Genomic DNA, 12,563 nt, shown 5'->3' with positions numbered 1-12,563 from the left:
CCGGCACCGAGGTGCCGCTACCGATTGCGAAACCATTGTGGAAGCCGTGTATCCAACGCTAGATCCAGCTCCAGAAGGATTCCATCCACCATCGTCTCGACACCGAGAGTGAAGCCGCCCATCGCGTAACATGTGAAGCTGGCTCTCCTGTCCCTCCAAGGGACGAGTTCGAGCGGCGGGTGAAATGTTGGGTGGAGATGGAACCTAGCGGGGCCGGATGGCGGTTGCGAGTTTTTGAATGCCGTTAACTGTATGTCGAGTGCAAGGAACTCTGGATCGTTGGAGGGCCTCCAATCGACCAGCTCGAGTTTCAGCCCCTTAGAGGATGATCTTTTTCCGAATTTTCCCTTATGAGGATCAGTTGAAAACGACGCCTGATCCAATTTTTCGAGGTTTACCGCATCGTTGATTTCTTCAAGGGCCGTTTCCATTTGCCTGGTAACCATTGCCGACGGAGCATTCAGGGACAGCACCAATTTTTCCAAGACTTTGTTTATGTCGTTGGTATCGCCTTGCTTGTCGAGCGCTAACATATCTGACGCGAGCTGCCTTGTTACGAAGGAAAGCCGCGAAAAATCGATCTGCGGAAGCGCAACAGCCTTATGTGACACGCCTCGCTTTCTTGACGCTCGAAATGCGTGACTGAGCCTTTTGACAGTATCGTTCAACTGTTGTGCAAGGTCGTGGGCGCTTTTCAAGCTTAGGTCGGCGTTGCTTAGTCTTTCCGCACGTTGGTTTCGGCTCCGCCAAACAACCCAAGGTGACGCTGAGATGCGGGCAGTCGACGCACGCGTCATTTCCGGAGACATCTCGCCATAGTCGAATGTTTCAACGCTCCATAAGAGAGCTCGCCGCCAAGATTGTTCCAGCATGGGCGGAACCGTCAGCGAACTGAACGGCAAAGGATTCTCGATATCGTAATCCTCCGTTTCGTTCCAAGACAGGCAGCGGAAGTCGGAACTAATAAACGACTCACTCCAGCCGAGCAGATATGGGAGTAGCGTCGTTATTGGTCGCGGTCTCGTCGCTCGTTGATCCGGGCTTTCGCTCTGTTCGTCATCTTGTTGAGAAAGGAACAGAGCCATTGCGTAGGTCTGTGAATATGGCTCGTTAATATTGATCAGCTGATTGAGGAACGTTGGATCCAAGCGTGTATTGTTTGCTAACAGCCCAGTCAGTGCGCCGGAAACACGGATGAGGTTTGCAATACGATGCGGATTGTCCCGACGCGAAACGGACGTGAAGCGCGTAGAACCCGGATTGACGCCTTCGCGGCTCCGAAATCTCATGTCGTCCCGAGTTTTCTCGGGTCGGAATGCTCTGGATGACGCCATCAAGGCCAAAGTGAAGCGCTGAGGGAAAACTTCTATTGCTTGTTCGACCGTTATTCGATCCGGCGTTTTATAGGAAAGTATGTATACGCCAGGGCCGAGATCAATCGAAAGCGATTGCGTCCGCTCTTCAAATATCCAATGCGATAAGTCCGCTCGCTCGGATGCATCCTCGAGGTCACTTCCGCGAATCTTAAAATCCCGGATTAGCGATGTTTCGCCGTCATCGAGCTTCTTAATGGAAATTATAAGCCCGGACGAGGCATTGTTTCGCGACGTCAAACGCTCAATCTGCTTGAGTATCGCTGTAGCTTCGCTTGTGTCATCGGCGTCGTCGTAAAGAGCTTGAGTCTTCTCGCCCTCTAAGACCTTCACCAGCTTCTGTGCAGTTCTGCCAGCGCCGTCCCACCGAATAGAATAGATACCCGGAGGCACAGCTAGCCTCAGCTTCCCGTATCCTTGAGCGATATCTTTGAAGGCACCCTGTCGCACGGAGATCATGACGCCGATGGGGGCGCGCACGTCCAGCGAACCGAGCTGTTTACCGCCTTCCGCCTGATTATAAAGTGACATCTGACGCTCCAGGACCGAGGTGGCTGAACGTAATTCCTACTTTGTCTCCGACGGCATTTACTGAGTAAGCACCGAACGGCAACGTAAAAATGTTGCCGTTCGGTGCTACATTGGCTGTCGATATCAACATATCCAATTCATCGCGCAGTTCGAAGGCGGTTCCAGGAAGGAGAGAGGTGAATTTTAGCCGAACCTCGATGTTACCTCCAATCGGGGCTCCTTCAGCCAGTATCAGGGCGGGGGGCTTAGGGCGCTCGATGAAATCAGGGTACTGGCTGTTGGGAGGGGTCATCAAGCCTCCAATGGCAGTCGATACGTATGATTCCAAGTCGCTCAGAGTGAGCTTGCCGTTAACACGATGAACCCTCAAGCCGCCAACGAGAAGCTTGGAGAAAGCACCTCGTGCCGGCCCTTCTGCGGTCGCAGGTATTTCGTATGCAACACACGCGTCTTGCGCGGCGCGCCCGATGCCAAGTCGCTTGTGGTAACCGAGGTTGTTTTCATTGTTGTAAGGAGTTGCCGGGATACCCACCTTGACGGAAAGAACCTCGCGGCAGCAGTCGAAGAACATGATGAGCTCCGTCGGCCCGAACTTCACCAAGTATCGTCTGAGATCATCGCAACCAACAAGCCCCATTGCTGGCATGTCCATCGCGAAATTCCCGGCGATAAAGCAATTTTGCGGATCTCGCGTCACATCTTCGGGCCGCGTCTGAGCGCCATGCCCTGCGAAGAAGACGTACATCCGCTCGATATCTTCGTCGACACACCTTTCCGCCAGCCGTCCCACACAGCGAATGATCTGCATCGCTTCGGGCGCAGCGTTGAAATCCGGTCCAACAAACGGCCAAGGGTTCGGATTTTGTAAGAACTGAGCCAAGTTCGGTTCTGGAGCAATGGGAGCCGGGTGTGTCCAGAAGTACATGTTCTCCGGCGGGACGTTTCCTCCCGTCGGATCGAGCGCCCAGTCCGCGAAGTCAGCGGCGTCCGCGACTGCGCCTTCTAGCGCTTTCAGTTTTGTGTCGGCGGGATACTCGTTAATCCCGATCACTAACGCCATCGACGACATGGAATTCCCTAAAGCATGTAAGATGCAATGCTTGCGATCGTATCGGCGTCGTCATCAAAGCCACCATGGGTACGCGATCGGGATTGCAAGCCAGAGCCCGGCGTCGTTTCCGATCGAATTACACGATCGGGCTTGGCAGCAAGGAATTCGCGGACTTTTGCTAGCGAGGCAGCCTCATCTGGCTCCGTAACCCACTCGATGCTCTGGGATAGGAACCGAGACATTCCTAGAAGTGGCGCGTCAACCAGCCGTGACGAGCCGTCGTGCTCGAACAAACCGGAGACAAGATACAGCAAGGAGGACGGGTAGACGTACCCATAACCGCTTCCAAGTAGTACGTCGGCGCGCTCGAGCTCGTCTTCCATGACGAACATCTGAAACTTGTCGATCCGATTCTGGCATTTGTCCAACATCGACGCAAAGCGCTTCACACGCACCGCAGGCGCTAGAAAGAGAAGAGATACTGGCGATGTATGACCGGCTCGATGACCAGCCTCGACGAATTCAGTAGCCCAAATTGACCCTGCGCTATGTCCCACGACTAGCAAGCTAGTGCTCGGGTCGGATGACAACGCCTCCAAGAGCTTACCGCCGAGCCCGCTTTTGGAGAAGTGTTCCACTGCGTCGTTTGTCATCATCTCCCATACAGAAGAGCCAATAAGGTCGCCGTAGAGTTCCGCCGCGATCTCTTCTGCGATCGTCGCGTGAACGCCATGATCCCGGCCGGCCCGGAGTCGTTGAAATACTCGGCTGGCGATCTTGACGCCATGGATTACCAAGGAGAAAATTGCGCCACCACGCTCAAGCGCTTGCGCTCGCCCACTTGGACCTGCTGCTTCCCAATCCGCCTTAACGGAATCGCTTACGCGATCGAATTCGCGCTTCCCTGCTTTGTCGTCTCCGGTGAAAGCAGCTCTCGATCTGTCGTTCGTTTTCTCCGCGATGTACGTGTTGATATCACTGGTCACGATTCCAAGGTCGCGGTCCTTTTCCAGCGTGGCTCCAAGCTCGGCTTCGATATCTCTATCAGAGACGTCTTGAAAAGGAGGTCGGGCAGACGATGCGGCGAGTGCGTCGTCGAGCTGTCTAAACGGGGCGTCACTGCCCGAGGTGATCGCCTTTTTGATTTCTCTGTCAGTCAACTGGGAGCCTGCCCCGGCTCCCCGTCCTATACTTTCGCCGGCGAGAATTTTCTCCCCGACATAGGCGATCAATCGCTTGAAAAGGGCCTTATAGAGTCTGTCATTGTCGAGAAGATCGGTCCAATTCGTTCTCAGCGTCTCGCTGAAGCCCGTGCGCCATACGATGTAGATTTGCTCCCAATCTTCGGGAGCATTGAGCGCGAGCTCTCCGTTGCTCGACAGCCTCGCCGCAACAGTTTCGGCCGATGATTGATCGACAAGGCCACCATGCAAGTAAAGCATGACTTTTCTCGACTTGCCTGAAGCCGTTAGTCTCTGCCGGAGATCTTCTAGACTGGTAACATCTTGTTCATCAAGAATGCCATTCTTTGTCCTAAGTACTGTTATTGGCATGAATCCCCCCGCGAACACTCGCCGATGATTTAATACGGCCGACAGCGCGCAGCAACAGAAAGTTGCAAAAATTGTAATTAATTGTTTTATATAATGTATTGACGTGCGCAAGCGGCCGCAGCAGGCCCCCGTGTGGGGAGTTCTCGGAACGAATGCGCCGTTACAGCGTTCCCTTGCAGTATGTCCGTTGTTATCTGGACTGGATGAATCGGGGCGAAATGAAAAAAAATCTTTTATTATTCATCTAATGATGGTTGTATTTGATGATCTCACGAGTCATATGTCCGACGCGAATTTCAGTGGTTTGGTGTAGAATATGAATTATGCAACCTTTCTCAAGGCGGTAGCCGCCGACGAAGCAAAAATCGCTGCCGGAATCACTCCATTCGGCATGACGGCTTGTGAAGAGTGCAAAACACCTCTCCAAGAGGCAATCACTGGCAATCGCGAGCTCAGTGATGGCACGCATGTTTGCAGCGACTGCTATTTCGAAAAAATGTCGGAACATCTCGACAATCATCCAATCAGAGCTCTCCGGGTCTCCCGCGGCAGATAATGCGTACGTATGTGTTGTCGGACGCCGAAGTTGCGGCCTATCTGCGAGACCTTTCTGATCGTCTCGTAGCTCTGGGGGATATGCTCCCGAAAACTTGGTACTCTGTTGGCATTTCCGGTGACAAGGTGGTCAGACCCCTCATGGCCTTGCTGCCGGAGGCATTGCGGGACACGATCGATGTGCGGCGAGTTAGCTACAATCGTTCCACAGGCGATATATCTGCATTTGATTTGAGCAACCCGGACCTTCCTTTGAGCGACAAGGACTTTCCGACCAATGCTTTCGTTATCGACGGTCCGATCCATTCCGGCAGCACTATGCTGGCTATCATACGGTGGCTCACCCGAAATGGCGTCACCGAGATTGTTTCCTACGGACTTGTCATAAAGCGGTCGACGGACTTCGTTCCTAGCTTTTTCGGTTTGATGATTGGAGAGCACGACCGTGCTTACTTCCAGTTCAAGTCAATCCCAAATCACCGCTTGAGAAAGAAAGGCCCCTTCGGGGTGCTCCGGACGCTCGAAGCCGCCGACGCGAAGGTCACGAAGCAGAAGATCGACGCCGGCGACAATTCTTTGTCCGAGATATCGCTGTCAGACCTCTGGTACGCAAAGCGCGGTAAAGGCGAGCACGTTTACCTATACGAGTTGGCGGGCGAGTTCGTGGGCTTCGTGCATTTCATTGCCACCGAGAAATCGCTTCTCGTTGATGCTCTAGCGGTCGAAGACGGGCATCAAGGCAAGGACATTGGTGGCTTGTTGCTTCGCTGGGTGGAAAACTGGGCACGAAATCATAAGCTGGCAGTAATCAACCTTTGGGCCATCGAGAAGGAGCTTCCCTTCTATCGGCACATGAAATACCAGCCAATTGCTGGCGAAGAGATGATGGAACTGGACGGCGAGAACTTCGTGAAAATGTCCAGGCGTCTTTTGTACAATATTGACCCCGAAATGCTGATGGTCTGACACACGGCACCAGATGCTGTGGGCGGCCTCCGTGGTTTCAAATCTGCCATTCGACCTTAGGGGAGGGGGATCGATTGCTAACTGCGGGTGATTTAGCAAGGTTTCGTCGACTGTATTCGGAAGCGGAGCGCTCGCCAGTAGAGCCGGCAGATCCTGCAGAGATACTCACTCAATCCAAGGATATCTTTGCCGCCGAAGTCTGGCAACTTGCGAAGGCTTTGCAGATAGCTGTGGTGCTCGGTGACGCTTGGATGGAGGAGGTTCAGGCACTCTCGTCAATCCACAGCCGCCTTCGGGGAGAAAGTTGCGCAGGGTTCGACAACGGCACTGCGTGGCTGAGCGCAATTACGTGGGCGATTAAAGAGCAGAAGGCAGCTGATCACGTGCGCCTTGGCTTAACAGTGCGGGCTGAACAAGTAGGAGAGGCTTGCAAGCGTCTCCGAGCCCGGGGCTACCAGGTCGAGATACAGTCATACGGCGTACATCTCCCCGATGCCACTCAAAACGCGATCACCGAGGTCGTAGCGGGGTTCGTGGCCGCGTTGGGAGGGCTAAACCTTGCCATGCAATTGTGCCGCGTAGTGTCGAGTGGAAACCAAATTCACGATGGGATGTGGCTGTTTGGGAACCAGATTCCCGGTTTATATGAAAGAGCGCAGCCTGCTTTACCTGTAGGCTGGCTTTTCTCGCTAGCTCTTCGCTTTATTGGGAGAGACGCAGCGCCTCGTAAACCTGAGATGGTCTGGAAAAATCTAGTCGAGCTCTCCACTGATTTCGCTGCCGCGATCAATTGCCAGCGATATAGCCAGTATGAGGAGATGCACGTGCAGCCGACGGATGTGCTCGTAATTTTCAGGGATTCGGTACTTTGGAGGGAAGTTTTCTCGCTCCCTCAGGCACCTACACAACTTCTTAGCGGCTTGGAAGCGGCGCTCAAGAAGGCTCTTACTGTAGCGGAATTACAGGCCCTCGATTTCGATCTGAGCCGCTCATTCGTCGAGTTTCGAACCCTGCTGAAAGCTGCGAAGGATGACAGCCTCACTGTATATGAGCACGATCAGATTTCACGAGGTTTTCCGAACCTGTGGAGGATTGGAAAGCCACCGGTCGCAGGAGTAAATCGGGAATATTTAAACCCATTAGCTGGCGGGCGTAGAGACTATAACCGCTCCATATTCCTTACTCACAATAAAGATCGCTGCGTAACTCTACCTCGATCAATGATGCGCGAGGCATTCTGTTCAATCATCATCAGTCGAATTCGTGAGTGCCTGCCTGAGCGCGCTGCCGACATCGTCGGCGATGTGATGGAAACAGCTATCGAGGAGGGTTGTAAGAAGGCGTCACTGGTTTGGCGCGGCGCGGAATACAAAGCTGATAAGCAAGCTCTTGAGATCGACGTTGGAGTGCGCGAGGGAAATCGCTTTGTATTATTCGAGACCAAGTCCAAGTCGTTAACGGTTGCCGCAAGATCGGGCTCGTGGTTTTCGTTCTATCAGGATTACAGCCAAAGCTACCTTACTATGGTCAAGCAGCTCGCGCGCAATGATAGAAATCTCCGCGCCGGCCATACGCCGCTGCTCGCATCCGGCGAGACCAAGGCACTCGAAAGATCATTGAAAGTGGCTGTTTCTCCACTTTCTTACGGTCCTACATCAGACAAATTTCTGTCAAACGGAGTTCTGCGAGCGCTCGCGGGCGTAGTCATGAGCCCTCTCTCGGGAAGCGCAAGCGAAACGAAGGTTACGGACAAGTTCAATAAAGAAATGCGACTTATCGAGCGTTTTGCCCGAGAATGCGCGCCGAAAACTGATGATGGCAACCCGGATCTTTTTTCATATCTCTCGGACTTCCATTGGTTGGATGTTGGGGAGGCACTGTATGCGTTGGATCGCTCTCACAACGTTGTTGATTTTCTCGCGCCCCTTCAATCGATTTCCTTCTCTACACGCGACTTTTGGACGGAAGTCGCCTTCGCGGACCAGCAGCTCATTACGAAAAAATATTGGCGACCTGTAGGAGGTTAGCCTAACCTCAAGATTGCCGCCTAACTAACTCGACCTGTGGAGTTTCGGACGATTAGCTCGACCGGCCATGTTTCGGCCAGGTCAAGCGGCGTCCCCTCCGTTAGCGACTTAACCAGCGCCTCTGCGATCGTCTTGCCTGCGGCCCTAATCGACGACCGGGTCGTGGTGAGTGAGGGAACCATATCGGTTGGACTGAAGTAGGAGAACACGTCGTCGTGTGCAATGACTGACACGTCTCTTCCGACTTCTAGATTCATCGAATGGATTGCCTGATATGCACCGATAGCACCCATCATGGAGCCAACCACGAGTGCTGTCGGGCGAGGGGCTTTCGAAAGGAGCACCCTCGCCGCGCGGAAGCCTGCCTCGACCGTGAAGCGATCTTGAATATAGAGCTCATGATTGAACGAATGTCCGCGACTGGACAACGCGCGTCTGTAACCATTTTCGCGGTCTTCGGCGAACGCGTGGCCGGGTAAGGCATCGATCACGCCGATGTTTTCGTGACCAAGATCGAGAAGATAGTTGGTGAGTTGATTGAACGCGCTCTCGTTGTCCATATCGAGCCACGCATGGGGCGCGGCTATGTCGGTCTTTCCATGAACGACAAACGGAAATCTGGCGTCCGATAGCATCTGGACCCGCTCGTCTGAGCGCGCTGGCACCGAGATAACGATTGCGTCGACACTTCTCGCCGATACCCAACGCCGATAGACAGACATCTCATCACCGCCGGAACTTGGGCGGATCAGCAGATCGAATGAGGTGGGTTCGAGACCTTCACCGAGACCAGAAAGAAATTCGTTTGTCTGAGGGCCGAAACGGTCGCTCAAGTCATCCGGTAATAAGATACCGATCGCCCCCGACGTCCCGATTGCGAGACGTCGTGCGTTGCTGTTTGGAGTGTAGCCGAATTTCTGAGCAGCCGATTCGACCCGCTTTCGGGTTTTTTCGCTCACCTCCGGAAAACCATTAAGCGCACGGCTGATTGTCGTTTTCGATAGGCCGAGTTCTCTTGCCAGCTCGTTTAAGTTCATGTGCCACCTAAGAATTTCTGCGTTTTATCCGCGTTAGCATCGATTCATTAGATCGGCAATCAACCAAACCGGGTTGAAAGCAAGTCACGGAAATTCTCATACGAGGTCGATATGGCGCGTTGACACATCGATTTTAGCATGCATTATCGCTCCAAACCGGTTTGGAAAATCGGATAAAAAGGGTGGAACCGCGAAAACTTCGAGAAAACTGGAGAGAGCCTTGAAAACATTTCTGCCTGCGATCATCTGTGCGTCATTTCTTGCCACGGCGGGACACGCTGCGAACCTCACAATTGCGACAGAACCTCTAGGCGAATTGCTCAAGGCAGATATCGCTAGGTTCGAGCAACAGACCGGCAATCACGTCACTATCGTTGCAATGCCTTCGTCAAGCAGTGAGCAATTCAGTCAATACCGTCTGTGGCTCGCCGCTGAAAATTCTGACATCGATGTCTACGAGACCGATGTCACTTGGCCCGCTCAGTTGGGCGACAAATTTATCGACCTGACCGACGCCACCAAGGACGTGACAGCCCAATTCCTTCCGGCTACGCTCGAAGCGCAAAGGGTTGGTGGACGGTTGGTCGCGCTGCCTTTCTATGCTGATGCGCCTGCTCTTTTTTATCGCAAGGACCTTCTGGAGAAGTATAAGAAGGACGTACCGAAAACCTGGTCCGAGCTCGAGGCCACAGCTGCCGAAATCCAGGAAAAGGAGCGTGCCGCCGGACATGCCGACTTCTGGGGGTATGTCTTTCAAGCAAAGGCTTTCGAAGGGCTGACCTGCAACGCACTCGAATGGTTCAAGTCATCGGGTGGCGGGCAGATCGTCGAGCCGGACGGCACCGTCTCCGTGAATAACCCGCAAGCCGCAGCGGCTCTGGATATGGCTGCCGGCTGGGTGGGCAAAATTGCTCCACAGGGCGTCTTGACCTACGAAGAGGACGATACACGAGGCATTTGGGAGCGAGGCAACGCCCTCTTCATGCGAAACTGGGCATATGCATATCCCTTGGGTAACAGTGGCGATAGCGCTGTGAAAGGCGCATTCGACATCGCTCCGATTCCGGCTGGACCTGGCGGAACATCGGTGGCTACAATTGGTGGATACAGCCTTGCCGTTTCGAAATTCTCTAAGAACAGAGAAGCTGCGATCGCCTTGGTGAAGTTCCTGAACTCTCCCGAATCCCAAAAACATCGCGCGCTTCAGGCGGGCTTCATGCCGACTTTGACAGCACTCTATGACGATCCCGAACTCGTAAAGGCTCAACCGTCCATGCCCGCCTGGAAAGGATTGTTTGCGCATGCAGACGCCCGGCCGTCGGCACCGACCAAGGCTAAATACAATGAGGTATCTGCGAGGGTCTGGGGTGCCGTACACAACACGCTCTCCGGCGAGGGTACCGCGGCGGAGAACCTTGAACTTCTCGAGCAGGATCTGACCGAGCTTAAAGGACAGGCCTGGTAAAGCCGAACCGGATTGATCAGCGACGTGCGATCGCGCCGTGCATATCGATCAGGACGCCTTTAGCGCCTTAGATCTGACCGCCAGCCGATTAGCCACACAAAGCTGAGAGCGATGGCAGTAGGCACTACCGCCTACTGCCAATCAATTGGATCAAGCTTGGTTAAGCCAAGCAAAAAATTCCGGAATGACGAAATGACTGATATCCCTCTAGCCGAGTCATATGTTGCGGCGAGCGCCACTATGCGCTCTCAGCTTCGCAGCAGCAGGGCTCGCGTCGCTTGGCTTTTTCTAGCACCCACTCTGCTTGTTCTGGCGGCCGTAGCTGGCTGGCCGCTTTTACGAACGATCTATTTCAGCGTCACTGACGCGTCCCTCGGTAACTTGTCCGGCGCTAGCTTCGTCGGATTCAACAATTATCTCTCTTGGACGACATTGAAGAGCGGGCGGACTATCTTCAGAGGCTTGCTTGCTGATCCTGCTTGGTGGCAAGCGGTCTGGAACACCCTGAGATTTACGGTGGTATCGGTCGCATTTGAGACGATATTCGGCCTCATCATTGCTTTGGTGCTCAACGCGAACTTCTACGGGCGAGGCGTCATCCGCGCTGCCGTTCTCATTCCCTGGGCAATTCCCACCATCGTCTCCGCCAAGATGTGGGCTTGGATGCTCAATGACCAATTCGGAATTCTGAACGACATTCTCCTGAACGTCGGCTTGATATCCACGAAGATCGCCTGGACCGCCGATCCCAACACCGCGATGCTAGCCGTCCTCATTGTTGATGTTTGGAAAACCACACCGTTCATGGCGCTCTTGATCCTGGCGGGGCTTCAGATGGTGCCAAGCGACATATACGAGGCGACGAAAATAGACGGCGTCCACCCGATCCGAGTGTTTTTCCGCATCACGCTGCCGCTAATCCGACCGGCGCTCATGGTGGCGGTATTGTTCAGGACTATGGATTCACTGCGGATATTCGACCTTGTGTACGTGCTGACGCCCAACAATGCACAAACAAAAACGATGGCCGTATTTGCGAGGGAAAACCTGTTTGATTTCGACAAATTCGCTTATGGCGCAGCCGCTTCCACGATGTTGTTCCTGATCGTTGCTGCGATCACGGCAGCCTACATCGTCCTCGGCGGGATCAAGATCAACGGGGAGCGATACTAATGGTCGGGAACATAATGAAAAAGTCGGGCTTCTACAGCCTGCTTCTTCTCATAATAGGCGTCTCTGTCTTCCCATTCTATTACGCCGTGTTGACAAGCTTCAAAAGCGGAACAGCACTGTTCAGTGTCACGTATTGGCCGACGAGCGTTTCGATCGAAAATTATGTTCGCGTGTTGTACTCGGGCGACTTTCTGCGAAATCTGTTCAACTCGGTGCTCGTCTCGTCCCTCGTTGTGGTCTGCTCGTTGCTGCTTGCTGTGACGGCATCGTTTGCTCTGGCCCGCGTGCAGTTTCGCGGCCGCTCGCTGTTGTTGATCACTATCCTCGCCGTATCGATGTTCCCTCAATTGGCGATACTCGCGGGCTTGTTCGAGCTCATCAGGTGGGCGGGCATATTCAACACGCCCGTCGCGTTGATCTTTTCCTACATGATTTTCACGCTGCCCTTCACGGTATGGGTACTTACGACTTTCATGCGGGACATTCCGATCGAGATCGAGGAGGCAGCTATTGTTGACGGTGCTTCGCCTTGGGTGATCGTCAGCCAGGTTTTCCTGCCGCTATTGTGGCCGGCAATGGTCACGACCGGCCTTCTTGCGTTCATCGGTGCATGGAACGAATTCCTCTTTGCGCTGACCTTCACTTCGTCCGGCACACAAAGAACCGTACCGGTTGCAATCGCACTGCTTTCGGGCCGGAGCCAGTTTGAAGTCCCCTGGGGCAACATCATGGCGGCTTCAGTGATCGTCACTGTCCCGCTCGTTGCCCTCGTCCTCATCTTCCAAAGACGCATTGTTTCCGGCCTGACTGCTGGCGGCGTGAAGGGATAAAT

General features: G+C 53.8%; 10 protein-coding genes. 6 read left to right on the top strand and 4 right to left on the bottom strand.

Annotated features, from left to right (window positions below):
• Nucleotides 1–17: 17 nt before the first annotated feature.
• The 3 genes from JZY08_RS16345 to JZY08_RS16335 are packed head-to-tail and all read right to left on the bottom strand — an operon-like array spanning nt 18 to nt 4,508.
• Nucleotides 18–1,904: a pYEATS domain-containing protein gene (locus JZY08_RS16345; RefSeq protein ID WP_216332556.1), complete on the bottom strand. Its 1,887-nt coding sequence runs from the start codon at nt 1,902–1,904 to the stop codon at nt 18–20.
• Nucleotides 1,891–2,973 (bottom strand): caspase family protein, encoded by a 1,083-nt coding sequence (locus tag JZY08_RS16340; RefSeq protein WP_216332554.1) that lies wholly within the window; start codon nt 2,971–2,973, stop codon nt 1,891–1,893. The genes JZY08_RS16345 and JZY08_RS16340 overlap by 14 nt, the downstream gene beginning before the upstream one ends.
• 8 nt (nt 2,974–2,981) lie before the next feature.
• Nucleotides 2,982–4,508: a hypothetical protein gene (locus tag JZY08_RS16335; RefSeq protein ID WP_216332552.1), complete on the bottom strand. Its 1,527-nt coding sequence runs from the start codon at nt 4,506–4,508 to the stop codon at nt 2,982–2,984.
• A gap of 316 nt (nt 4,509–4,824) precedes the next feature.
• Between JZY08_RS16335 and JZY08_RS16330 the strand changes: the two genes are divergently transcribed.
• The 3 genes from JZY08_RS16330 (at nt 4,825) to JZY08_RS16320 (ending at nt 8,056) form a co-directional block, all read left to right on the top strand.
• Nucleotides 4,825–5,064, top strand: coding sequence for a hypothetical protein (locus tag JZY08_RS16330; protein ID WP_216332550.1), 240 nt, complete (start codon nt 4,825–4,827; stop codon nt 5,062–5,064).
• Nucleotides 5,064–6,029, top strand: a complete 966-nt coding sequence (locus tag JZY08_RS16325) for a GNAT family N-acetyltransferase (RefSeq protein ID WP_216332548.1) — start codon at nt 5,064–5,066, stop codon at nt 6,027–6,029. The genes JZY08_RS16330 and JZY08_RS16325 overlap by 1 nt, the downstream gene beginning before the upstream one ends.
• Nucleotides 6,030–6,103: 74 nt before the next feature.
• Nucleotides 6,104–8,056 carry a hypothetical protein gene (locus tag JZY08_RS16320; RefSeq protein ID WP_216332547.1) on the top strand — a complete coding sequence of 651 codons (1,953 nt, stop codon included), beginning with the start codon at nt 6,104–6,106 and terminating at the stop codon, nt 8,054–8,056.
• A 20-nt stretch (nt 8,057–8,076) separates the two neighbouring features.
• Here JZY08_RS16320 and JZY08_RS16315 read toward each other — a convergent pair whose 3' ends face one another.
• Complete coding sequence (locus JZY08_RS16315) at nt 8,077–9,093, bottom strand: substrate-binding domain-containing protein (protein WP_216332546.1); 1,017 nt, start codon at nt 9,091–9,093, stop codon at nt 8,077–8,079.
• 220 nt (nt 9,094–9,313) lie between these two features.
• On the opposite strand from JZY08_RS16315, the gene JZY08_RS16310 reads away from it, so the two are divergent.
• From JZY08_RS16310 to JZY08_RS16300, 3 genes are all read left to right on the top strand, one after another.
• On the top strand, nt 9,314–10,558 hold the full coding sequence (locus JZY08_RS16310) for an ABC transporter substrate-binding protein (RefSeq protein ID WP_216332545.1): 1,245 nt from the start codon (nt 9,314–9,316) through the stop codon (nt 10,556–10,558).
• Nucleotides 10,559–10,750: 192 nt separating this feature from the next.
• Nucleotides 10,751–11,731: a carbohydrate ABC transporter permease gene (locus JZY08_RS16305; RefSeq protein ID WP_216332544.1), complete on the top strand. Its 981-nt coding sequence runs from the start codon at nt 10,751–10,753 to the stop codon at nt 11,729–11,731.
• The gene (locus JZY08_RS16300) at nt 11,731–12,561 is read left to right on the top strand and encodes a carbohydrate ABC transporter permease (RefSeq protein ID WP_216332543.1); all 831 of its coding nucleotides are present in this window, start codon (nt 11,731–11,733) and stop codon (nt 12,559–12,561) included. The genes JZY08_RS16305 and JZY08_RS16300 overlap by 1 nt, the downstream gene beginning before the upstream one ends.
• Nucleotides 12,562–12,563 lie beyond the last annotated feature (2 nt).

It is taken from the genome of Rhizobium sp. X9 (assembly GCF_018873185.1).
In the GTDB taxonomy this organism is placed as follows: domain Bacteria; phylum Pseudomonadota; class Alphaproteobacteria; order Rhizobiales; family Rhizobiaceae; genus Agrobacterium; species Agrobacterium oryzihabitans.
The sequence above is the reverse complement of the archived record's forward strand: the minus strand, read 5'-3'. Positions and strand labels throughout refer to the sequence as shown.

Bases quoted from the DNA above. Each gene is read 5' to 3' on its own strand.
- JZY08_RS16345 (WP_216332556.1), bottom strand. From the start codon at position 1,904: ATGTCACTTTATAATCAGGCGGAAGGCGGTAAACAGCTCGGTTCGCTG.
- JZY08_RS16340 (WP_216332554.1), bottom strand. From the start codon at position 2,973: ATGTCGTCGATGGCGTTAGTGATCGGGATTAACGAGTATCCCGCCGAC.
- JZY08_RS16335 (WP_216332552.1), bottom strand. From the start codon at position 4,508: ATGCCAATAACAGTACTTAGGACAAAGAATGGCATTCTTGATGAACAA.
- JZY08_RS16330 (WP_216332550.1), top strand. From the start codon at position 4,825: ATGAATTATGCAACCTTTCTCAAGGCGGTAGCCGCCGACGAAGCAAAA.
- JZY08_RS16325 (WP_216332548.1), top strand. From the start codon at position 5,064: ATGCGTACGTATGTGTTGTCGGACGCCGAAGTTGCGGCCTATCTGCGA.
- JZY08_RS16315 (WP_216332546.1), bottom strand. From the start codon at position 9,093: ATGAACTTAAACGAGCTGGCAAGAGAACTCGGCCTATCGAAAACGACA.
- JZY08_RS16305 (WP_216332544.1), top strand. From the start codon at position 10,751: ATGACTGATATCCCTCTAGCCGAGTCATATGTTGCGGCGAGCGCCACT.
- JZY08_RS16300 (WP_216332543.1), top strand. From the start codon at position 11,731: ATGGTCGGGAACATAATGAAAAAGTCGGGCTTCTACAGCCTGCTTCTT.